The organism is Acinetobacter sp. ANC 3903, assembly GCF_002135315.1.
Classification (GTDB): Bacteria; Pseudomonadota; Gammaproteobacteria; order Pseudomonadales; family Moraxellaceae; genus Acinetobacter.
The window spans coordinates 52718-74870 of sequence record NZ_NEGA01000006.1 but is presented as its reverse complement, the minus strand read 5'-3'; the positions used below and the strand labels follow the sequence as shown (position 1 = coordinate 74870).

Genomic DNA, 22153 nt, shown 5'->3' with positions numbered 1-22153 from the left:
AAAAAAAATTCAGTTTTTTTATTGTGTTCATCATTTAATGGTTATATAAACACTCTACTCGATCTTTAATTTTAGTTATGTCTTCACAAGAAAAAGAAACTTCAAATAGCCTGTATCGTCAGTGGCAAATTTTATCTCGTCTTTCTACCGGGAAATGGATGGGCACCCGTGAATTGCAGGAAATTTTGCAACGTGAAGGGATTGATATCAGCCTGCGTACCATTCAACGCGATTTAAATCAGATCTCGTTACGTTTTCCGATTGAAAGTAGTAAAACGGTGCCGCAGGGTTGGCGTTGGCGTTCAGATGCGCCTATTCAAAGCTTGCCGCATATGACCAGCTCGCAGGCAGTTACCTTTATGATGGTCGAAGAACATCTAAAACACCTGTTACCACCTAGCCTGATTGAAGAGATGAATCCCTGGTTTGATCTGGCACGCCGCAGCTTGTCGACCCAAAACAATGTCCGCCAATGGATTAACCGGGTGCGCATTGTTCCAGCGACTCAACCATTGATTCCGCCTGTGGTCGATAAACTGGCGCAGCAGTCTATTTATGAAGGCTTGCTGCAAGACAAACAGCTTGAATGCGTTTATCAGGGACGCAGCCATTCGGGAGAAGAAAAAACCTATATTTTAAATCCGCTGGCATTGGTACAAAAAGGTGCAATTATTTATTTAATCTGTACCCGTCATGACAAAACCGACATTCAGACTTTTGCCCTGCATCGTTTTAAATCGGCTGTAGTGCTAAATTCGCGTGCGATGCATCCGGTTAACTTTGATATTGATGCCTATATTGAATCCGGTGCCTTAGGCTTTAGAGTCGACTATAACAAGCCGACTGAAAATGTAGCGTTAAAACTGATCATGACAGAAGAAGATGCACATTATTTTGATGAAAGCCAACTCAGCGCTGACCAGGTCATAAACAAACTGGATCATGGCTTAGCACAAGTCACTGCAACTGTGCCCTTCACTTCACAGCTGGTGTGGTGGTTAAGAAGTTTTGGCAATAAAATTCAGCATATTGAACCTGTTGAAGTTTCCAATGCTGTGCATCAAATTGCTAATGAATAAGATTAGTGAAATAAAAATACATCTAACAAGAATCAATTAAAAAAAACTTAGAAATAAAAAAAGTCCCAATGATTGGGACTATAGGATATTTCTGTTTGGATCTATTTTTATTGTCGTACTGTGGGCTTCAAGAACATCAAGCTTTATTTTCTCACCCCGATACAAAGCTTGATGGCGTCTGATTTCATTTGTGGAGTAGCAAATATTGTGCTTTAGCACGCCAAATCTCCCGTGTTATATCGAATTGATTTCATCGTCATAGGCATTACCTCTGTTGCTAACGTAAAACCAATGTAGTCCATAATCTCTGCTTTGTGAAAGCATAAGATCAGAAGCGCTAAGCTGATTTTTTATTAAGCATTTATTCTGGATTTTTATTTCACTGTGTTTATATACCGTTCATCTGTAGTGTTCAGTCCAACTTTCATTAAATTCAAGAATGCCTGTACTCAACCTTAACAGCTGAGATTTACCATTACTTATTCCTTAGGTTTTACAAATCAGAACTTGTGCAGTGTATATAAAATAGGCAGATTCATGTTATGCAGAATTCGATGGAAAACATGAAAATGCCAGTTCCAGCCCAAGCCGTCAGACATAGACTTTTAAATACTTTTTTCTCACGATACTCAGTCTGGTTTAGCTGTATTTTTATTACCTTAACCATTAGCTGGTTTCGAATTATCTATGAGCCTCAATCTATTCATTATTTTCTTTCAGATCCCTTTCTGAATTCTTTATGGCTAATTTCAGGCATCCTGACCCTAGTTGGCGTATATGATATCTTGCAAAATCAACATTCAATCCTGAAAAATTATCCCATCATTGGACATTTCCGCTTTATTTTTGAAGAGTTTCGTCCTGAAATCCGGCAATATTTTATTGAAGACGATCAGGATGCCCTGCCATTTTCACGGATGCAACGCAGTCTGGTTTATCAACGTGCCAAGAATAAAAATGCCGATAAACCTTTTGGTTCACTTATCAATGTCTACCAGCAAGATTATCGCTTTATTACCCATTCTATTACGCCATGCAAACCTGCCGATCCTGAAAGCTTCCGTATTCAAATCGGCAATGATCAGTGTCGGCAACCCTATAGCGCCTCGATTATGAATATCTCTGCCCTGAGTTTCGGCAGCCTGAGTGCCAATGCGATTCGAGCATTGAATCTGGGGGCGAAAATGGGCAATTTTTACCATGATACCGGTGAAGGAAGCATCAGTCCTTATCATCTGGAAAATGGCGGGGATATCGTCTGGGAACTGGGTAGTGCCTACTTTGGCTGCCGTACCCTGGAGGGTCAGTTTGATTCAGAAAAATTTGCCCGGCAAGCCCGATTACCGCAAATCAAAATGATTGAAATCAAGCTGTCTCAGGGGGCAAAACCGGGTCATGGCGGAATTTTGCCTAAAAGTAAAATTTCAGAAGAAATTGCCCAAATACGTGGAGTCAGCCGGGAGCATGATTGTGTTTCTCCGGCCCAGCATTCTACATTTAGCACCCCGATTGAAATGATGCATTTCATCCAGCAACTGCGTGAACTGTCTGGCGGTAAACCGGTAGGTTTTAAACTCTGTATTGGTCAGCCCTGGCAATTTATGAGTATTGTGAAAGCCATGCTTGAAACTCAAATTGTGCCGGACTTTATTGTAGTAGATGGCTCTGAAGGTGGTAGTGGTGCTGCCCCGATTGAATTGATTGACCACGTGGGTACACCTTTACGGGAAGGTTTACTGTTTGTACATAACACCCTGGTCGGTGCAGGTTTAAGAGATCAAATCAAGATAGGAGCTAGCGGCAAAATTATCAGTGCTTTTGATATTTCCAGCACTATGGCGATTGGCGCAGACTGGGTGAATTCGGCACGTGGCTTTATGTTTGCCGTAGGTTGTATTCAGGCGCAAAGTTGTCATACCAACCAATGCCCGGTAGGTGTTACCACTCAGGACCAGGAACGGCAAAAAGCCCTGCATGTTCCCAGCAAGGCAGTGCGTGTTTTGAATTTTCAAAAAAATACCCTGCGTGCCTTATCCGAAATGATTGCAGTGGCAGGCTTAAAGCATCCAGCGGATATCAAGCCACATCATTTAGCCCAGCGCATTAATGACCGGGAAATCAAGAACTATGCCCAGTTACACTTCTGGCTAAAAGAAGGTGAATTACTCAACTGCAAAGCTGAAGATACCGAAAACTTCTATTATCGGATCTGGAATTTAGCCCATGCAGATAGATTTTAATCACGGCTCAAATTCACAGTGAAACTCATTTAAAAAATAAACGAAGAAGCCATATGAGCCTCTTTTATGTAGTAATGCAAAGAAAATCAATAATAACCAGACGAGCTTTGGGCATGTAAAAAAGCAGGAATCAAACCGGTTAAGGCGGCACGAATATCAGCACGTTCATTAATCAACTGATGTGAACCTTCTTCCAGCATCAATAAGGTCTGCAAGCGGAACTTGCGACGAATAAACTCAATGTTATAACGCCAGTCTACAGTCTGATCCTGTGCACCTTGTGCCAGCCAGACTGGAATGCGGCAAGCAGGACGTGCTTCCATTTCCTGCATCCATTTCGACATGGCTAAAATCCAGTCCATCCCCATCATACGCGGCTGTAATGGATCTTTTAAACGGACAAAACGCAGAAATTCCGGGTTGTGGTTATTGCGTCTAAAATGCCGTGGTACCTGACGTTTAATGCGTCGGATAATACCCAGACCCACCGAGTTATGCCACCAAGCCGACTTGGCTGGTCGAAGCAGTGGTGAAAGCAATAACACACGGTCTACATAGGGATTTTCCCGACGCTGGGCAAATTCCAGCAAATGATGCATCCAGATGGCACCACCTGTACTCTGCCCAATGCCCAACCAGGGTTTGGGTAATTGATCCGCATTTTTAATGTAGTGATAAACAGCGTGTAAGACCTGCTGATAATGGTCAAAATTCTTGATATTTGCCGGCGAACCATCACTCAGACCATGACCAGGTAAATCATAGGTAATGACGCTAAAACCCTGTTCCAGCAATTCGCGAATAATTGGCTGGTAAATTCCGCTATGTTCCAGATAGCCGTGCAGTAAAAATACCGTGCCGCGTATTTTCGGCAAGGCAATTTTTTCCAGATTCGGCTGAAATACCTGTACATGCAGTTTAAACAAAGGCATTAGCACATAGCCTTGCCAATGCTCACAATCCAGTAAATGCAAACCATATAATTTACGGTAAGCCTGTATCTCTACGGAAGGCTGATACGGTTTATTCAGATTTAAAACTTCAAGTAATTGCGGTGTGGTTTCACGACTTGGAACGGGTAAATCCAGCTGTTTTAAAATAGTGGGATTCAAAAATGGGATATCGGTCATTAAGGTACCTCTCGGCAATCACTGGAACCAAACCAGACATCGCGAATCGTGGCTAGCATTTCATAATTGGCACGGCGACTATGATCATAATTTCGTTCACTTGGACGCCAGTTTGTCAGACGTGTAGGCATTGGTGCCTCTACCGGTACAGTTTCAATACCATTTAATGCAAATAAACGGCGGGTACGCGGCATATGATAACGGTCGGTAATCAGAATCACCCGCGGTGCGCCACCCTTTTTTTGCAGTAACAATGAGCTAAACCGCGAATTTTCACAGGTATTCATGCTGCGGTCTTCCAGCAATTTGGCATCCACATCATGTTCTTTCAACCAGCGCTGCATATATGGGGCTTCCACACCGCTGAGTACAATCGGGAGTTGATATTGTTTTTCTGTGGCCAAAGTCGTTTCCAGGCGCAAACGGGTATACTCATTCACCACAATATCCTTACCATTTTTATCCAATTTTAGTCCACCACCTAATACCACAATGGCATAAGGTTTTGAACTTTGTGGCTGAGGTTGCCCATTCTGTTCATGAATTAATGCAATATCTTGATAAATGGTTTCATCAACAGGTTCTTGAGCGACTTGTTCCTGTTCAATTTTGTGGGTGCGAAGAAATTTTACGTATTTCTCCATCAACGCTTTATTTTCCGTACTGTTCAAGTCCAATAAATCTTTCACCGCTTGAGCGGGATCTTCTGACTCAGCTGCTTCAGATGCGGGTTTTGCAATGAGTGGAATCTGTGGTTTTTCCTGATCATCATTTTCTTGCTGTTGCTCATCCTCAATCATTTGCTGCAAGGCTTTATAGCGTGCCTGAATCACTGTCAGATCCTGAGAGTTATGGCTTTGAATCGCTTCTTCCATCAACTTTAAATAGGCTTGACGGGCAATCCATAACTTGGAGCCTGGCTCCAAACTGTCATGCTCGCTTAATGCCGCCATTTGCTGGCTTTTCGCAGCCACCTGATTCACTTCTACAGGAACAAAACTATTCAGGGCTTTCACTACCCAGCCCGAATAAAATGGTGAATAAATCAAAACCATGAAACAGCCGGACAATACAAATAGCACTGAAGCTGTTTGTACCAGTCGAACCATCCAATGTGATTTCGCCATCTTTCTCTTATTCCATGTGTGAACGGATTAAACCGCTTTCATCAAACAGTACCGGTTCAGGTTCTAATAAAATATCAAATTTTTGCTGCACATCATGTTGTACAGCATGGTAAGTGGCTTGAACATCCGCCAGATTAGCCTGATCATAATTCACCAGTACCAGGGCTTGTTTATGGAACATCCCCACCATACCCAATTTTTTACCTTTCCAGCCCGATTGATCAATTAACCAACCTGCTGCAATTTTAACGCCACCTTTGGCCTGAGGATAATGAGGCAAATTCGGAAATTTTAATGCTAAATGATCAAAAAGTTGTTCCGAAATGATCGGATTTTTAAAGAAACTTCCCACATTTGGATATTCTTTGGGATCTGGCAGCTTAGTTTGACGTATTTGAATCACTTGCTTTTGCAGGTTTTCAGCAGTTTGTTCATCGCCTACAGCTTGCTTGAGATCGCCATAATTCAACATTAAATGGGCTTGCTTAAGCAATTTAAAAGTCACATGAGTAATCACAAAGCGCTTTGGATCGTCTTTAAAAATACTATGCCGATAGGAAAAATCACAATCTTGAGCCAGGATGGTGTTGAACTGTTCCATCTGGCGGTCATAAACCTGAACCGACTCGATGAACTCGCCCGCTTCCACGCCATAGGCACCAATATTCTGTACCGGAGATGCCCCCACCAGGCCAGGAATAAGTGCCAGATTTTGCAGGCCATATAAATGATTTTCTGTAGTCCAGAGTACGAAGTCATGCCAGACCTGACCTGCACCCACGCGTATGGTCTTGCTGTATTCATCTTCAGTCACATATTCAATGCCCTGAATATCCATATGGATGACCAACGCGTGAATACGTTCCGGCAATAGCATGTTGCTGCCACCCGACAAAATCAAGACATTTAGCTGTTGTTGCTGGGCATAATGTAAGGCATCCACCAATTCAGCTGTAGATTGAACCTTCACATAATGCGATGCTGTTGCATCAAGACTTAAGGTATTAAAAGGCTTAAGTTGAATTTGCGTTTGAATATTCATGTGCTTAAACCTTTATTTCACATCTATCTGTTGTTTGAACTGTTGTTGAAATTGCTGTTTAAAAACACTGACCCACGCCAAACTGCTCGATTCACACTGATCGAGTACACGTTTAAAACCATCCTCCCCACCATAATAGGGATCCGGCAGTGCCTGTTTCAAATAAGTTTGATCGTATTCACTCATCAATGCAATTTTTGCCCGAATTTGGCTGCCAGCGTATTCTGCCTGTGCTTGCGCTAAAAGTGCTTGAATATTGAATAAATTTTCATGATCCATCGCCAGAATCAAATCAAAATCAATGAAATCTTGAGTACTTAACTGGCGCGCACGCAAAGCTGACAAATCATATCCACGCTTTAAGGCATACTTCTGGCTACGCAAATCCGGTGCTTTTCCGGGATGGTAATTACTTGTTCCGGCTGAGTCGATCACAATATTAAGTTGCTGTTTATCACAATAATGTCTAAGAACCACTTCTGCCGTGGGAGAGCGACAAATATTTCCTAAACATACACATAACACCTTATAGGGCGTTTGGGATGACATAACAACCTCGATAACCGCTTTATTTTCAGGTGTCTTATGTTAAGTTATTTACAGGATGAATCCTATAGAACACTAAAACAATAATCTTGAATTTGATATAAAAAAGGATGCAATAGATGAGCCATTTTCAATTTCAAACTGTCTCGAATATTATTTCAGGGCTCGGCTCGATCTATGAGTTAAAGTCGCTGCTTCAACAACACGCTTATAAAAAACTGTTGCTGGTCACCGATGCCGGTATGATTCAGCAGCAACTGCATGTGCCGATTATTGAAATTCTGGAAACCATTCGGCTGCCCTATGTTATTTATTCAAACGTTCAGGCCGATCCTCCCGAACACATCGTGTTAGATGCTGTTCAATTCGCCAAAAATGAAAAAGTGGACATTGTTTTAGGTTTCGGTGGTGGAAGCTCCCTAGATGTTGCAAAAGTGATTGCAGTTCTGGCCCATCCTGAACAGCAGCAAACGTTGAAAGATTTATACGGTATCAATAATGCTAAAAATCCACGATTACCGTTATTTTTAGTTCCAACCACGGCAGGTACAGGTTCCGAAGTCACTCCCATTTCGATTGTCACTACCGGTGAAACCACAAAAACCGGTATAGTTTCGCCGGTTTTATTTGCCGATGTTGCCATTTTGGATGCCACTTTTACCCAAAACCTGCCCACCCATATTACTGCCGCAACTGGCATCGATGCGATGGTACATGCCATTGAAGCCTATACCTCAAAAATCAAAAAGAACCCTTATGCCGATATGTTGGCCAAACAGGCTTTAAGATTACTCAATAAGAATTTAAGTCTGGTTCTCGCCGATGGACAAAATTTGGTAGCACGGCAAAATATGCTGGTCGGCTCCATGCTGGCTGGGCAGGCCTTTGCCAATGCACCAGTCGCAGCTGTCCATGCGCTGGCTTATCCTTTGGGTGGACATTTCCATATTTCACATGGCCATAGCAATGCCCTAGTGTTGACTGAAGTTTTAAAATTCAATGCGCCGAATGCAAAGCAACTCTATGCTGAACTGATGTGCTGGCTAGATCCAAAAAGTACCGGCAGTACAGATGGTTTATGTGATTTATTTATTGATCATATGCAGAATCATTTAGATAAAAGCGGTTTGGTTTTAAAGCTGAAGGATCTAAACATTCCTGAAAATAAGCTGGAGCAACTGGCAAATGATGCGATGTTACAAACCCGTCTTTTACAAAACAATCCACGTGAATTATCTCAGCAGGATGCACAACAGATCTATCAGGCTATTTATGGATAAGGATTCAATCTTTTATTGACACTAAGGCTGACTGCTTTTTGTAGCATCATCTCAAAGTCAGATTCAAAATCAAAAAACTAAGGGTATTATTCTTGCGATGAATATTCTTAGTTTTAACCCAGTTGCATTGATTTATTTTTCGCAGTACAACTAAATGCTCATACCCCAAACAATAAAATTAAATGAAACAAATACCTAAACGACGTGCAGATTTTTCATATTTTTTACCAATTCAAACCCGATGGTCGGATAACGATATCTATGGTCATGTTAACAATGTGACTTATTACAGTTATTTTGACACTGCTGCCAATGCCTTGCTGATTGAAAAGGCAGACTTTGATATTCGCTATTCGCCCGTGATTGGATTAGTGGTCGATTCGGCATGCAGTTTTTTTCAGGAACTGTCTTATCCTGAAATCATTGAGGTTGGCGTAGCTATTTCGAAACTGGGAAATTCATCCATACAATATGATTTAGCGATTTTTAAACAGGGTCATGAGGTGGCTTCTGCACAGGGTCATTTCGTGCATGTCTTTGTCGACCGCCAAACACGAAAAAGCACCCCGATTCCAATTCAAATGCGGGATGCTCTGTATCAATATAGTGTAAATAAATAAATTTATTTAAGCTGGATATTCTGTATTTCACCCTCAAAATTTTGCAGTAGCTCTTTGACCGCTGGTTCTGCATGTAGTAGCTCTGCCGCGCGTGCATAGGCTTTTTCTTTACGCTCAGTTTGCATGCTATACGGCGTGGTGGTTGCTACTTCTGCATAATGAACCTGAAAATGAGTACTCGACCATTCGGTTTTTAATGCCTGTTCCAAGGCATGCTGCAACTGCGTCAACAATGCTTCATATTTTTTTGGAATATGGAAGGTTGAATCACCGTTAATTTGTCCGGTCATTACCCCTTGTTGAGCAAGCTCTTGAACTGCCGGTGATAATTCACTATTACGGAACCAGTACTCCCATTTATCCACTGTCCATTCGCCTTCAAGCACTTGAGGCTTTAATCGTAGAATATCCTGTGGCATTAATGTCGAGTCAGTCGTATCAGCAGCTGCTTCGTTATGAACGACTTTTGCTACCTTCACTTCAACATGAGGAATTGCTGCAGGAGCCAAATCAAATAATGAATCTTGTGCTGCCTCTTCTATAGAATGTTGAGCCTGTGCCTGAACTTCAGTCTGAGATTCAATCGATAAAGTTTCATCAGTCGGTAAAGGTGCAATTTCATCAAACAGAAAATCATCGCTACTTGCTTCAACCACAGATTCTGCGGCAATCTCATCATCCATACCAAATAAAACATCAGCAGCAGCAGGATCAAAAACAATCTGGTCTGAAGCGGCTGCAGGATTTATAGCTGGCGTTTCAACTGTATTTTGCTGCGCAGGTTCAGTAAATTCAGTTTCTGGTTCTGCATCTAAGAAGTCATCAGAACTCGGTTCATCCACAGAAACAGATTGAGTTGCAATCTCATTAAATGGGTCATCATCATACTGACCATCATCGAAATCATCATATACAGCTGCTGATTCAACAGATGTGATCGGCTCTACAGCTACCTTTTGCGATGATTGCTGCTGTGAAATCTCCGAATCAACCGGCTGTTGTACGACTGGATGAACGTCCTGTGTAACGACTGGTGCTTGTGATACAGGAATTTCATTGGGCTGCAATGGACGGAACGCCAACAAGCGTAACACGCACATTTCAAAACCCTGCTCTTGAGTGACCGCCAGTTGCAGGTCAGCACGTCCTTTACACGCCACCTGATAATACAATTGTAAATCTTGGGCTGAAATGCGTTGAGACAACTGCATAATCTTTTGATTGATTTCAGCACTATATTTCAAGCTCAGTTCAGGCAGATACTGCAACAATGCCAGTTCATGCAGGGTCGAAATCAACTGATCCAGAACCAGAGATACATCCAGAGCCTGCTGGCGGAATTGCATGAGTAATTCACTGACACGGGCTTTCTGGTTCTGATGAATCGCCAGAATCAAATCATAAATGATGGTACGATCAATCAGACCCAACATCTCTTTAACATCTTGATGCTGAATTTCACCCTGACCATACGCAATCGCCTGATCGGTTAATGACAATGCGTCACGCAATGAACCCTGAGCAGATTCGGCAATTTGCCAGATGGCATCCTGTTCTGCCTGAATCTGTTCTTTTTGCAGAATATCCGTCAAATGTGTAGTAATTTCATCTACAGCAAGCGGACGTAAAGTGAATTGCAAGCAGCGCGAAATGACGGTAATGGGTAGCTTTTGCGGATCTGTAGTAGCAAAAAGGAATTTTACATGTTCTGGTGGTTCTTCTAATGTTTTCAGTAAGGCATTGAATGAATGCGTAGACAGCATATGCACTTCATCGATCAGGTAAACCTTAAACCGGCCTTGTGTGGGTGCATAGGGAACATTATCTAACAATTCACGTGTATCTTCAACTTTAGTACGTGATGCAGCATCAATTTCAATCAGGTCGATAAAACGGCCTTCATTGACTGCCTTACAGGTTGGACATACTTCACAAGGTGTTGATGTAACGCCAGTTTCGCAGTTGAGGCATTTCGCCAAAATACGTGCAATGGTGGTTTTACCTACCCCGCGAGTCCCGGTAAACAAATACGCATGATGTAACCGACCACGTTCCAAGGCACTCGTCAGTGCGCGTGACACATGGTTTTGTCCCACCAATTCATTAAAATTACGTGGACGGTATTTTCGTGCAAGTACTTGATACATGTATGCTCCTTTTTACAGGTCTAAGCATACTGTTTTTTTAGCTAAGAGTGAATGGATAGGATTAATTTACAGAAGCAGATCCAACAATCTTTTCGATTTGATCACTTTGCAAAACATTAAATTCATATTTAGAATTATTTCGATAAAAAACTATTACTTTATCCTGATACATATCTAGTAATTTTAATTCACTTTTCACTTCATTTTCCCCTTTTATAAGAATAACAGGAGCATTATTTATATAAGCAATTTTAATTTCTGCATTTAAAGCTGTTGCACATATAAGAACAAAAATAAGACTAATTCTTCTGGATACATTATCTAATTCTCTGCTAGCTACAGTTTTCAAAAGTGATCCCCAAGTAAAAGCTGTCCAAAACATTACTTGTGATGTAATTAGAAAACCGAATTTTCTAAGACCTATCAATATAAAATAAAGTAAGAGTATGGAAAAAATTGTATAGCCAAGAACAAAGGACTTCCTTTTTTTATCTAGTAGAATCTTTATTTCTTTTTCATTGTTTTTATAGATTATTTTTCTCTTTCTAATACAAATTTTTATGACAAACTTATAAATTGTTTCTGCCCCCAATGCTCCTGCAATTAAAATTACTGTAAGTGCTAATACTCTCATAACTTCAAGAAAAAATACAGATGGAGGTAATATTGATAATAGCCAAAGTGCATCTAACCTATAGTAAAAATAAGTTTGTGAAGCCATGGTAACAACAAGAGCTACTGCTGAAATAGCAGCAATAAAATCTGTTAAACTAGATTCCTTTAATTTCATATTCTTGTGAACTTATTCGTTATTTTTCAAAATATCTAAGGATCTTTAATATTTCAATAAGTAAAAAAATTAAATTAATTTTCCCAAAAGAAAATCACTTTGCATCTGGTAGCTTTTACCGCTTTGGTCTTCACGAATTTCAAGCAACTGCTTTTCCAAATCCACATAGAGCAAATTACGCGTTGCCACATTCACCAGCTCAATTTTTTGCTTGGCATCATCCATAAAACGTAGCTTACCCTGCAAGGTTTCTATTTCATTATGACCACTTAAACTTTCACGGGTTAAGGTATAAGTTTGATCTTCATGCAGGGCTAAAGTGACTGCCATGCCCGGACAATCTTCGCAACGGGATAAACAGCCCATGCACGGCGTTGTACCCTCATATTGACCGATCCAGGGTGCAACTTTTGATTGAGCTGCCGATTGTGCCTGAGCAGTATTCGAATGATTGGCATCCTGACATCCCAATAAAGCAGCACTTGCCAGCAAAGGAATCAACACCACATTTTTCATAAAACATCAACAGCAGCTAAAATCGCAGGCAAAATAGCACATTTTTCCGTTAATTTCTCACGCAAAATGTTGCAAATTAAAACCAGCCTTTATGTCCCGCCAAGACCTGATCAGCACAGCGTAGCGTTTCCTGAGTTAAGCCCCAAAGCCGGTAATCGCCAGTGATGGAAGTGGTGGCAAAATTATGGGTATAGGCAAAACTTAAACCACGTTCAGGGTCACACCATGCGCCAGAGCCATTAAAGCCCATATGGCCAAAACCTGAGGATGATTTTCCTAAAGTTAAAATCCGGTGATAACCCAAACGCCAATGCATGGGCAACGGCATAATCCGGTCACGTCGGGTATACTGAATTTGGCTTAATTGCTTAAAGATTTCAGGGCGTATCAACTGCTGCCCTTGCCACTCACCACCATTGGCAAGCATGGCATAAATTCTGGCCAGACTGTTTGCACTAAACACTCCATTGGCAGCAGGGATAATCGCTTGCAAACCTTCATCACTAAAAAAGCTAAAATTTTTCATACCTTTGGGAATCATGGCATCCTGAAAATCTTGTGGGTTTTGTCCAGAAAGTTCCAACAGCTTATCTAAGGGAGATGCCTTGCGTGCTTTCTGCTGCGTAGTTTTTTTATGATGCGCTGATGAGGCTGATGCAATAGAATCTTCACGCTGTTTCTTGGGCAGCAAACGGGCAATTTGCGGTAATTGATCTTGAGGCACACCCAAATAAGCATCTTTAAGGGCTAAAGGTTGCAGCAGGTATTGTTGCATTAATGCCGTTAATGACTGTCCTGTAGCTTTTTCCAATACCCCACCCACTTGCCAGCCAAACGTTAAGGGCTGATAAGCTGCATCTGTAGCTATCTCAAAACGCGGTTTAGCTTTGGCAATAACATCCAGCATATGCTGCCAGTCAGCCATTTCCGAGGCATCGGCAATTTGATTACGAATATCATATAGGCCACTTTGATGACTCAGCATATGCCTTAAGGTAATTTTGTCTTTACCCTGTTGCGCAAATTCAGGCCAATACTGTGCAACGGGGATATTGTAATCTAAAAAACCTTCACTCACTAAAATATGCGCTAAGGTAGATAAAACCCCTTTGCCTGTGGAATAGCAAACCGACAAGGTATCTGCTTGCCAGCTTTCAGTTTCAGACTTTTTCCCTGTCCAGATATCAACAACTTTACGTCCCTGAAAATACACCACCAAGGCAGCGCCACCTAAATCTGTCCGTGCATCCTGCATGCGACTGAACTGTCTGGCAAGGTCCAGAAACCGTTCATCGACATGACCTTGATAATTTGCAGTATTGGCAAAAAGATAATCTTTTAGTTGCTGCATCATTCCATCCCTAGAACTCTATTTTCCATGAGCTTAAAACAAAAAAGCCTAAATCAACAGTGACTTAGGCTTTGGTCTTAAAGTGCTTTCACACTTCCCGCGACATGCGGCTTTTTGTTTTTACTGCTTCGAATGACAAACTCGGTATCTTTACCTTCCTGAGCGGTTAAGAACTCCACTTTTGAAGGGAGATACATCGGGAGCTTAAACCAGACATCAGCTTCATAAGCATCCGGTAAAGTTAAGCTGGCAAGAGCTCTCGCCTTACTCCACATGCCATGCGCAATCGCCTGTTTAAAACCGAATGCTTTTGCCGTAATGGCATGGATATGAATCAGGTTAAAGTCACCAGACGTTAAAGCATAACGACGACCGGTATTTTCAGACACATTCCATTCTGCATTCAATTCATAAGCAGGTGTTTTGTTTTCTACTAGTTTAGGCGCAGCTTTAGTATCGGTTTTTTGGCGGGCTAAATAGGTAGTTGTCCCTTCCATCACCACTTCATTGCCGACTTTCGCCATGGTAATAAACTCAAATTGCACGCCCTTGTCATGCGGTTGCAACTCACCAAACTTGCAAGACAAAGTTAACTGTTCATTGGTACCCACTTTGCGGCTTTGTTTAATCTGGTTGCGAATATGCACCAGACCCAAAATTGCAAATGGGAAAGCCTCTGTGGTCATCATGTGCATCTGCAGGCTTTGCGACAGCACCGCTAAATAAATGGCAGGAATATAACCATTATTTTTGAAGCCGCACACTTCATTGTAAGCTTTAAGATGCTTTTGATCGACCTTGAATGAATCCACCACATATTCAACTTGCGGCAGCACTTTTTCACCCTTCGGCTTTTTAAAAATCAAGCCTTGAATCACTTTAGGATAAGCTAAATAAGGTTTTGGAAGTTGACTAAAATGGCGAGTATTCATACTGAACCTTTGGAAGTTTTATTATTTCAATTTGTATTGAAAGCTCCTTCTCTTGTGCCATATATGGCGCAAGAGAAGGTTGGGATGAGGGTAAGACTTCTGCCAATGTAAAATTAAAAGAATTTTACCTCTCCCTAACCCTCTCCTTAAAGGAGAGGGAACTTTTTTAAGAGAATTACTTAAGCCCCTAACAAGCTTTGACCACACACACGAATCACATTGCCATTTAAACCTGTAGATGCAGTTGATGCAAACATTGCAATCGTTTCAGCAACGTCTACAGGTAAACCGCCCTGACTCATAGAGTTCATGCGACGACCCGCTTCACGGATGGCAAATGGAATTGCAGCTGTCATTTGAGTTTCAATGAAGCCCGGTGCAACAGCATTAATGGTGATGCCATTTTTCAAAACTGGTGCTGTGAATTTCACTACACCAATCACACCTGCTTTAGAAGCGGCATAGTTGGTTTGACCCAAGTTACCCGCAATACCTGAAATTGACGATACGCAAACAATACGGCCATTGGCATTGAAGCCATCATTTTCGAGCAAGTAATCATTCACACGTTCAATTGCAGACAAGTTAATGTTGATCACCAAATCCCAAAGCTCAGGCTTCATATTGGCCAAAGTTTTGTCACGGGTAATCCCTGCGTTATGCACAATAATATCCAGACCGCCTTGCGCAGCTGCAGCAGCCTTGATTTTCTCACCAGCATCCGCAGCAGTGATATCAATCGCTAAGGTTGAACCACCGATCTCTCCCGCAACACGGTCCAGATCAGCTTGCTGTTGTGGAACGTCCAGACAAATTACATGCGCACCATCACGTGAAAGTACGTGAGCAATCGCTTCGCCAATACCACGGCTTGCACCTGTTACCACGGCAGTTTTGCCAGCAAGTGGTTTAGCCCAGTCTACATCTACCACATCTGCCTTAGAAACGCGGATGACTTGACCAGACACATAAGCAGAACGCGGAGATAATGCAAAACGCACTGTAGATTCAAGGTTGGCTTCTGCACCTTCATCTACATATACAAGTTGTGCTGCAATACCTTTCTTGAATTCTTTACCCACAGATTTCACAAAACCTTCAAGCGCACGTTGAGCAATGGCCTGTTTTACCGTTTTTGCAGTTTCAGGGGTAATACCGACAACGACGACACGGCCTGAGGTCTGAATTTGGCGCGCAATCGGGTTAAAGAAATTATAAAGTTCTTTCAGCTGTTCTGAGTTTTGAATACCTGAAGCATCAAAAATGACCACTTTAAATTTAGACTCTTTATCGCCCGGGTGAAAAGCGCCCAGATTTAAACCTGTTTTTGCAGCAGCTTGCTGTAATTCGGAGTTGTTGCCTGCGTAGCTATTGGCATGAATATTAGCTAAAACCTGTGCAATTGCACCCGATAATGTACTTGCTGGTGCAGCACCAAATAACACAGCCCCTTTCACCACTGGGGTTGCTGACTCAAAACGCTCTAAAGAAATTGGGGACGGCAAACCCAAATTTTTGATGACAAATTTACCAATAGGAGATTTTGCAAAGGTTTGGTATTGATCAGTCATGTTTATTATCTCTCTTACAAATTAATTTTTGATGGTTTTGAACATATCCTTTTAACTTCAATATGATGTCAGGCACTTATATTTCAATACATCCATCAGTTTCCATAGAATCATACTTGAGTTAAACCATGGATGTCTTGACCTGAATGCTTTGCCTAATGTCATTTTAGTCAATTCAGCTGTTTTTAGATTGTGTTAATGTACTGCTCAAGAATACTGTAAAATGCTTGGAAAAGCCTGATGAGCAAAACAACTCAAGAAAATCCGGCAGTCGAAAATTCTGCTATGGAAACTGTGTCAAAACCATCAAAAAGTACTTCTCGTACAAGTAAAACTTCTGGCGCGGCAACCACGCCTGCAAATACTACGACGAAAACGACTCGCACTCGTTCCACATCACCACGTAGTAAAACTACTGCTTCAGCTACAACAAAACCTGAATCTACAACTCAAACGTCTGTTCAACAGGATAAAACCATGAGCCAAAACACAGTTCGCCGCGTTGCTATTATCGGTGGTAACCGCATTCCTTTTGCCCGTTCTAACGGTGCTTACTTTACTGCGTCTAACAGCGATATGTTTACTGCAGCATTAAATGGTCTGGTTGAGCGTTTCAATTTACAAGGCCAACGTTTAGGCGAAGTGGTTGCCGGTGCAGTTTTAAAACACAGCCGTGACTTTAACATGACCCGTGAGTGCGTGTTAAATACTGAACTTGCTCCAGAAACACCTGCTTACGATATTCAGCAGGCCTGTGGTACCGGTTTACAAGCAGCATTCCTGATTGCCAACAAAATTGCACTGGGTCAAATTGAAGTGGGTATTGCAGGTGGTGTAGATACCACATCTGATGCGCCAATCTCTTTCGGTGATGGCTTACGTAAGGCATTGCTTGAACTGAACATTGCGAAAACCGCGAAAGACCGTTTAAAAGCATTAACCAAAATTAATATTAAAGACTTGATGGATGCCCCTAAAAACGGTGAGCCACGTACCGGTCTTTCTATGGGTGACCATCAGGCGATTACTGCACTTGAATGGGGTATTTCTCGTGAAGCACAGGACGAACTTGCAGCGTCATCTCACCAAAAAATGGCGGCTGCATACGAAGAAGGTTTCTTCGATGACCTGATCACGCCATTCCTTGGTTTAGAGCGTGACAACAACTTACGTGCAGATTCTTCTGCAGAAAAACTTGCAAAACTTAAACCAGCATTTGGTAAAGGCGATGCACGTACCATGACTGCGGGTAACTCTACACCGCTAACTGATGGTGCATCATGTGTACTCTTAGCTTCTGAAGAGTGGGCTAAAGCCAATGGCCACGAAGTTCTGGCTTACCTGACTTTCCAGGAAACTGCTGCAGTAGATTTTGTAGAGAAAAAAGAAGGCTTGTTGATGGCACCTGCTTATGCCGTTCCACGTATGCTTGAACGTGCTGGTATTACTCTTCAAGATTTTGACTACTATGAAATCCATGAAGCATTCGCATCACAAGTTCTTTCTACATTGAAAGCTTGGGAAGATCCTAAATTCTGTAAAGAGCGTTTAGGCTTAGATGCTCCATTGGGTTCAATTGACCGTAGCAAATTGAACGTTAAAGGTTCATCACTTGCAGCAGGTCACCCATTTGCAGCAACTGGCGGTCGTCTGATCGCTACTGCTGCCAAGTTGCTTAACCAGAAAGGTTCAGGTCGTATTCTGGTTTCGATCTGTGCTGCTGGTGGTCAAGGTGTAACAGTAATTATTGAAAAATAATCTTGCTGCTTTACCAGATCGATGAAAATACCGTTTGTTTATGCAAGCGGTATTTTTTATTTCATATTTTAAAAATTGAATAAAAATCCTAAAATAACAGACACTTTAAATAGTTTCTAACCAGCCATGCATAATAAAAAGCCAGCTTTCTTCTTCGATTCTTTATCTAACGTTGCCCCATGCTATTACTTTTTGATTGTTCCCTTGATTATTGCCTTTATCCTGATTTCTTTTGAGTTTTCTTTTTACGGTATTTTACCTACCACCCAAGCTTCTACCATTTCAACAGCGCATAAAATCTTGAATGATTTCTTTGCTTTGTGTACCTGGATCACCAGTTTAATTATTGCCTATAGTTACTTTTTTATTGGTCTAGATGCTGCAACCAAGCAACAATTAAAACAACACATTCGTGCGCTCCCACCTAAGCAACAAAGTATGTATAAGCCACTCTGGATTATCTTTTTTATTTTCATCGTGCTGTTCTTAAACCTAAATTGGTTTTTTATCTCAAATGATTTACCAGCCCGGAATAGTAAAGGCTATTTAATGGCTTATCTGCTCTATCATGCGCCTAAATATCTCAGTTTAATTTTTTCCTTCTTGCAATATTCACTGATCATCTTTTTGACCCTGATGCTGTTTAATGCATTGCAGGGTCGCAAAATGAAATAAAAAAGCCATAACTTAGTTTGGCTTTTTTATTTATTGAGTTAATCGCATTAACTTTGACGATATTCAGGTTGATAACCCATCGAAGCTTCAATATGGTCATAACACCATTGGAAAATAAAGGTGTACACCAGAATACACAGGGTCATGCCGAGATCAGTCAAAATGGCCTGCCAGATTGGCATTTCCAGTGCATAAGCCACCATGGGAATGGTTGCCAGCATCAAGCCACCTTCAAAACCAATCGCATGTAAAATACGCACACCGACCGTTCTTTTCAGTTTGCGTTTGGCTTCAAACTTTTCAAAAAAATGATTGAAAGTCATATTCCAAATCACTGAAGTCACGGCCATGGCAATACCTAGCGTACCCGTCACTTGCATAGGCATATCAAAAATAAAGCTTAACGCAATCGCAATGATCACCAGCAGGATCGTCTCATAGCTCAATGCATGAATCATCCTTCTTTTGGAAATCAACATTTTAAAACTCTTTCACTTGGATGAAGGTATTTTATTTTGATAATATTGATTAATCGAATTAGATTCTTTCAAAAGTTTTGATAGATGAATATTAACCAAGAACAACTGATCATTTTTAAAACCGTGATTGAAAGCGGCTCATTTTCTGCTGCAGCTAGAAAGCTGGGTAAGGTTCCTTCGTCAGTCAGCATGTCGATTGCCAATCTGGAAATTGATCTCAATTTATCGCTATTCACCCGTGTTGGCCGTGAGCCAGTACCTACTCCTCAAGCCCTGACGCTATACGAAAAAACCGCACAGTTACTTATTGAAATCAACCAGTGGAAACAGCAGGCTTTTGCCCTGAGTCAAGGTCTGGAATCTGCTTTAAATATTGTGGTGGTCTCTGAACTGCTGCACACCAAGTGGATTGACTATATTTCATTGCTGGAAAAACAGTTTCCTGAACTGCAAATCAACATTTTTTCAGCTCCGCAGGAAGATGCATTAAAAATGCTGCTCAACCAGACGGCGCAATTGGCACTTATGTTTGAAAGGGAACAGCTGGAAGCACGTGAACAGTTTGTTGAACTTAAACGTGAGGCACTGGTGCCTGTTGCAGCGATCAACTCCCCATTAGCCACATTTGAGCAGGTGAGCTATGAGCAAATTCTGCAAAGCCGGCAAATTGTGGTGGCAAGTCGTGACCGCAGCATCAAGCCAGAATTGCTGTTTTCAAAAACCTACTGGCGCACAGATAACCATTTATCGGCCTGTGCCATGATCCAGCAAGGCCTGGGATGGGGTGTTTTACCTTTAGAAATGTTGAATCAGAATCCTCATATTCAACAACAACTTAAAATACTTAACTTTCTGGATTTCAGTCCTAAATTTGAATATTTTGTCGATCTGGTCTGGAGTCGTGAGAGCCAACTGGGGGCAGCTGCTCATTTTTTGATTAATCACATCCGAAATTCGAGAAAAAACACAAAATAGACAGGGCTTATACGCGCTTTTTACTTTGGATAAAAGCAGATTGTGATATAACAAATAAACGGGAAATAACTTTAAGAACTAGACGACAATGACTCAATCAGCCTTAAATCAATTAAAAAACCTTACTACCATTGTTGCCGACAGTAGCGACTTTTCCGCAATCGAAAAATTTCGCCCTCTTGATGCAACAACCAATCCTTCACTGATTACAGCTGCAGCGAATCAGCCTGAAAATAAGGAACTAATTGAAGCTGCCTTTGAACAGGCAAAATCAGAAGGCTATAGCGGTGATCTTCTGGTTGAACGTACCATCGATATACTCACGGTCAAGTTTGGTGTGGAAATTTTAAAACTGATTCAAGGACGAGTTTCCACCGAAGTGGATGCAGCACTTTCTTATGATACTGAAGCCACTATTGCCAAAGCCAAAGAATTACTGGATTTATATAAGACTTATGGTATCGATCAGAACCGTATCCTGATTAAAATTGCTTCCACCTGGGAAGGCATTCAGGCAGCTAAAGTATTAGAAGCGGAAGGTATTCATTGTAACTTGACCCTGCTCTTCGGCTTGCATCAGGCTCAAGCCTGTGCTGATGCCAACGTCACCCTCATTTCACCATTTGTCGGCCGTATTCTTGACTGGTTCAAAAAAGCAGAAAATGTCGATCATTATCCTATTGATAAAGATCCGGGTGTACTTTCGGTCAAACAGATTTATCATTTCTACAAACAGAACTGCATCAAAACAGAAATAATGGGCGCAAGTTTCCGCAGTATCGATCAGGTCCTTGGGCTGGCTGGTTGTGACCTGCTCACCGTTTCTCCAAACCTTTTGGCAGAACTGGAACAGGATCAGCGTGAAGTGGTCGCTCAGCTTTCAAACAACCATGCTCAAGCACATTGTCAGCATCAGGTCGAGCCTTTAACTAAAGAAGCCTTTAAAGCTCAGATTGAACACGACTTAATGGCTTCGCAGCTTTTACAAAGCGGAATTGACGGATTTATTAAAGCACGTGACCAGTTAAGTACTTTATTGCGCCAGTCTTTTGGCTTAGATGCTGAAATTAAAGCTTAATTGACTCAAATCTCCCCCATAAAAAAAGCCGATTTTGTTATAGTGAACAGGTCGGCTTTTTTATGATTTGAGAGTTTATTTTGTTCGGCATAACCGATCTCAGCACCTATATTATTGGTACCACCTTAATCGTATTATTACCCGGTCCAAATTCACTCTATGTGATGTCCATCGCTTCGCGCTTTGGGATAAAAGCCGGTTATAAAAGTGCTTTCGGTGTCTATACCGGCGACCTGATTTTAATTCTACTGACGGCATTGGGTGCAGCCTCATTACTGCATGCTTTTCTCTGGTTGTTTACCTTACTGAAAATTATTGGTGCAATTTACTTAAGTTATTTAGGTATAAAATTACTGATAGCGGCCTATCACAGCTGGAATGCCCTGCCTTCAAGTGCTCAAATAACCACAATAGAAAAAAATATTGAACAGTTGCATCCGTTTAAAACCGCATTAACCATTAGTATTTTAAACCCCAAAGCCATTTTGTTTTATTTGTCCTTTTTTGTGCAGTTTGTCGATCCAGCTTATCCCTATCCGGCAATTACCTTTACTGCACTTGCAGTGGTGTTACAGATTATTAGCATGAGTTATTTAACCGTTCTAATTTTTTCTGGTGTAAAACTGGCGTCTTATTTTACTGCCCGTTATAAAGTGACAGCCTCATGTGTAGCGGCTGTGGGTCTGTTATTTTGTGGTTTTGGACTTAAACTTGCGACTTCCACCTTGTAGTTTTTGGGTGCGTCAAAGCAAATTAAACTTATCAATAGCCTATAAATTAGAGCAATGATGTCTTTCCGCTTGAAAATGAAAAGCGT

General features: G+C 41.5%; 20 protein-coding genes. 9 read left to right on the top strand and 11 right to left on the bottom strand.

The features are described 5' to 3' along the window. The first annotated feature begins 77 nt into the window (after window positions 1-77). Together B9T29_RS05920 and B9T29_RS05915 are read left to right on the top strand one after the other, a co-directional pair. Window positions 78-1079 carry a helix-turn-helix transcriptional regulator gene (locus tag B9T29_RS05920; RefSeq protein ID WP_086175032.1) on the top strand — a complete coding sequence of 334 codons (1002 nt, stop codon included), beginning with the start codon at window positions 78-80 and terminating at the stop codon, window positions 1077-1079. 569 nt (window positions 1080-1648) lie between these two features. After that, window positions 1649-3319, top strand: coding sequence for an FMN-binding glutamate synthase family protein (locus tag B9T29_RS05915; RefSeq protein WP_086175165.1), 1671 nt, complete (start codon window positions 1649-1651; stop codon window positions 3317-3319). A gap of 86 nt (window positions 3320-3405) precedes the next feature. On the opposite strand, the gene B9T29_RS05910 is transcribed toward B9T29_RS05915, so the two are convergent. From B9T29_RS05910 to B9T29_RS05895, 4 genes are read right to left on the bottom strand one after another with little or no spacing between them, the layout of a single operon-like run. Beyond that, entirely contained in the window at window positions 3406-4449 is a 1044-nt protein-coding gene (locus B9T29_RS05910; RefSeq protein ID WP_086175031.1) for an alpha/beta hydrolase, read from the bottom strand. Next, window positions 4449-5576 (bottom strand): YdcF family protein, encoded by a 1128-nt coding sequence (locus B9T29_RS05905; protein ID WP_086175030.1) that lies wholly within the window; start codon window positions 5574-5576, stop codon window positions 4449-4451. Before B9T29_RS05905 ends, B9T29_RS05910 begins: the two co-directional genes overlap by 1 nt. 7 nt (window positions 5577-5583) lie before the next feature. Further along, window positions 5584-6618, bottom strand: coding sequence for a UDP-N-acetylmuramate dehydrogenase (murB, locus tag B9T29_RS05900; RefSeq protein WP_086175029.1), 1035 nt, complete (start codon window positions 6616-6618; stop codon window positions 5584-5586). A 12-nt stretch (window positions 6619-6630) separates the two neighbouring features. Then, window positions 6631-7167 carry a low molecular weight protein-tyrosine-phosphatase gene (locus tag B9T29_RS05895; protein WP_086175028.1) on the bottom strand — a complete coding sequence of 179 codons (537 nt, stop codon included), beginning with the start codon at window positions 7165-7167 and terminating at the stop codon, window positions 6631-6633. Window positions 7168-7283: 116 nt separating this feature from the next. Between B9T29_RS05895 and B9T29_RS05890 the strand changes: the two genes are divergently transcribed. Beyond that, window positions 7284-8444 (top strand): iron-containing alcohol dehydrogenase, encoded by a 1161-nt coding sequence (locus tag B9T29_RS05890; RefSeq protein WP_086175027.1) that lies wholly within the window; start codon window positions 7284-7286, stop codon window positions 8442-8444. 182 nt (window positions 8445-8626) lie between these two features. Further along, window positions 8627-9064, top strand: a complete 438-nt coding sequence (locus B9T29_RS05885) for an acyl-CoA thioesterase (protein ID WP_086175026.1) — start codon at window positions 8627-8629, stop codon at window positions 9062-9064. A 2-nt stretch (window positions 9065-9066) separates the two neighbouring features. Here B9T29_RS05885 and dnaX read toward each other — a convergent pair whose 3' ends face one another. The 6 genes from dnaX to B9T29_RS05855 all read right to left on the bottom strand — a co-directional run bounded on the left by dnaX (window position 9067) and on the right by B9T29_RS05855 (window position 16371). Beyond that, window positions 9067-11211, bottom strand: coding sequence for a DNA polymerase III subunit gamma/tau (dnaX, locus tag B9T29_RS05880; protein WP_086175025.1), 2145 nt, complete (start codon window positions 11209-11211; stop codon window positions 9067-9069). Between the two features lie 61 nt (window positions 11212-11272). Beyond that, the gene (locus B9T29_RS05875) at window positions 11273-12001 is read right to left on the bottom strand and encodes a hypothetical protein (protein ID WP_086175024.1); all 729 of its coding nucleotides are present in this window, start codon (window positions 11999-12001) and stop codon (window positions 11273-11275) included. Window positions 12002-12070: 69 nt separating this feature from the next. After that, on the bottom strand, window positions 12071-12517 hold the full coding sequence (locus B9T29_RS05870) for a copper resistance protein NlpE N-terminal domain-containing protein (protein ID WP_086175023.1): 447 nt from the start codon (window positions 12515-12517) through the stop codon (window positions 12071-12073). Window positions 12518-12593: 76 nt separating this feature from the next. Beyond that, complete coding sequence (locus B9T29_RS05865; protein ID WP_086175022.1) at window positions 12594-13868, bottom strand: serine hydrolase domain-containing protein; 1275 nt, start codon at window positions 13866-13868, stop codon at window positions 12594-12596. Between the two features lie 77 nt (window positions 13869-13945). Further along, on the bottom strand, window positions 13946-14800 hold the full coding sequence (locus B9T29_RS05860; protein WP_086175021.1) for a MaoC family dehydratase: 855 nt from the start codon (window positions 14798-14800) through the stop codon (window positions 13946-13948). A 179-nt stretch (window positions 14801-14979) separates the two neighbouring features. After that, complete coding sequence (locus tag B9T29_RS05855) at window positions 14980-16371, bottom strand: 3-oxoacyl-ACP reductase (protein WP_086175020.1); 1392 nt, start codon at window positions 16369-16371, stop codon at window positions 14980-14982. A gap of 240 nt (window positions 16372-16611) precedes the next feature. Here B9T29_RS05855 and B9T29_RS05850 point away from each other — a divergent pair, with 240 nt between their 5' ends. Next, window positions 16612-18129, top strand: a complete 1518-nt coding sequence (locus B9T29_RS05850) for an acetyl-CoA C-acetyltransferase (protein ID WP_086175019.1) — start codon at window positions 16612-16614, stop codon at window positions 18127-18129. Between the two features lie 126 nt (window positions 18130-18255). Beyond that, window positions 18256-18804, top strand: a complete 549-nt coding sequence (locus tag B9T29_RS05845) for a hypothetical protein (protein ID WP_086175018.1) — start codon at window positions 18256-18258, stop codon at window positions 18802-18804. Window positions 18805-18851: 47 nt separating this feature from the next. On the opposite strand, the gene aceI is transcribed toward B9T29_RS05845, so the two are convergent. Further along, window positions 18852-19283 carry a chlorhexidine efflux PACE transporter AceI gene (gene aceI, locus B9T29_RS05840; protein WP_086175017.1) on the bottom strand — a complete coding sequence of 144 codons (432 nt, stop codon included), beginning with the start codon at window positions 19281-19283 and terminating at the stop codon, window positions 18852-18854. 84 nt (window positions 19284-19367) lie between these two features. On the opposite strand from aceI, the gene B9T29_RS05835 reads away from it, so the two are divergent. From B9T29_RS05835 to leuE, 3 genes are all read left to right on the top strand, one after another. Continuing rightward, window positions 19368-20258 carry a LysR family transcriptional regulator gene (locus B9T29_RS05835; protein WP_086175016.1) on the top strand — a complete coding sequence of 297 codons (891 nt, stop codon included), beginning with the start codon at window positions 19368-19370 and terminating at the stop codon, window positions 20256-20258. Between the two features lie 88 nt (window positions 20259-20346). After that, complete coding sequence (tal, locus tag B9T29_RS05830) at window positions 20347-21336, top strand: transaldolase (RefSeq protein ID WP_086175015.1); 990 nt, start codon at window positions 20347-20349, stop codon at window positions 21334-21336. 80 nt (window positions 21337-21416) lie between these two features. After that, the gene (leuE, locus tag B9T29_RS05825) at window positions 21417-22067 is read left to right on the top strand and encodes a leucine efflux protein LeuE (RefSeq protein WP_086175014.1); all 651 of its coding nucleotides are present in this window, start codon (window positions 21417-21419) and stop codon (window positions 22065-22067) included. Window positions 22068-22153: the final 86 nt, after the last annotated feature.

Coding starts and splice junctions, on each gene's coding strand:
- B9T29_RS05920 (WP_086175032.1), top strand. CDS start 78: ATGTCTTCACAAGAAAAAGAAACTTCAAATAGCCTGTATCGTCAGTGG.
- murB (WP_086175029.1), bottom strand. CDS start 6,618: ATGAATATTCAAACGCAAATTCAACTTAAGCCTTTTAATACCTTAAGT.
- tal (WP_086175015.1), top strand. CDS start 20,347: ATGACTCAATCAGCCTTAAATCAATTAAAAAACCTTACTACCATTGTT.
- B9T29_RS05845 (WP_086175018.1), top strand. CDS start 18,256: ATGCATAATAAAAAGCCAGCTTTCTTCTTCGATTCTTTATCTAACGTT.
- dnaX (WP_086175025.1), bottom strand. CDS start 11,211: ATGTATCAAGTACTTGCACGAAAATACCGTCCACGTAATTTTAATGAA.
- B9T29_RS05895 (WP_086175028.1), bottom strand. CDS start 7,167: ATGTCATCCCAAACGCCCTATAAGGTGTTATGTGTATGTTTAGGAAAT.
- B9T29_RS05870 (WP_086175023.1), bottom strand. CDS start 12,517: ATGAAAAATGTGGTGTTGATTCCTTTGCTGGCAAGTGCTGCTTTATTG.
- B9T29_RS05890 (WP_086175027.1), top strand. CDS start 7,284: ATGAGCCATTTTCAATTTCAAACTGTCTCGAATATTATTTCAGGGCTC.
- aceI (WP_086175017.1), bottom strand. CDS start 19,283: ATGTTGATTTCCAAAAGAAGGATGATTCATGCATTGAGCTATGAGACG.
- B9T29_RS05865 (WP_086175022.1), bottom strand. CDS start 13,868: ATGCAGCAACTAAAAGATTATCTTTTTGCCAATACTGCAAATTATCAA.
- B9T29_RS05875 (WP_086175024.1), bottom strand. CDS start 12,001: ATGAAATTAAAGGAATCTAGTTTAACAGATTTTATTGCTGCTATTTCA.
- B9T29_RS05910 (WP_086175031.1), bottom strand. CDS start 4,449: ATGACCGATATCCCATTTTTGAATCCCACTATTTTAAAACAGCTGGAT.
- B9T29_RS05855 (WP_086175020.1), bottom strand. CDS start 16,371: ATGACTGATCAATACCAAACCTTTGCAAAATCTCCTATTGGTAAATTT.
- B9T29_RS05860 (WP_086175021.1), bottom strand. CDS start 14,800: ATGAATACTCGCCATTTTAGTCAACTTCCAAAACCTTATTTAGCTTAT.
- B9T29_RS05850 (WP_086175019.1), top strand. CDS start 16,612: ATGAGCAAAACAACTCAAGAAAATCCGGCAGTCGAAAATTCTGCTATG.
- B9T29_RS05905 (WP_086175030.1), bottom strand. CDS start 5,576: ATGGCGAAATCACATTGGATGGTTCGACTGGTACAAACAGCTTCAGTG.
- B9T29_RS05915 (WP_086175165.1), top strand. CDS start 1,649: ATGCCAGTTCCAGCCCAAGCCGTCAGACATAGACTTTTAAATACTTTT.
- B9T29_RS05835 (WP_086175016.1), top strand. CDS start 19,368: ATGAATATTAACCAAGAACAACTGATCATTTTTAAAACCGTGATTGAA.
- B9T29_RS05885 (WP_086175026.1), top strand. CDS start 8,627: ATGAAACAAATACCTAAACGACGTGCAGATTTTTCATATTTTTTACCA.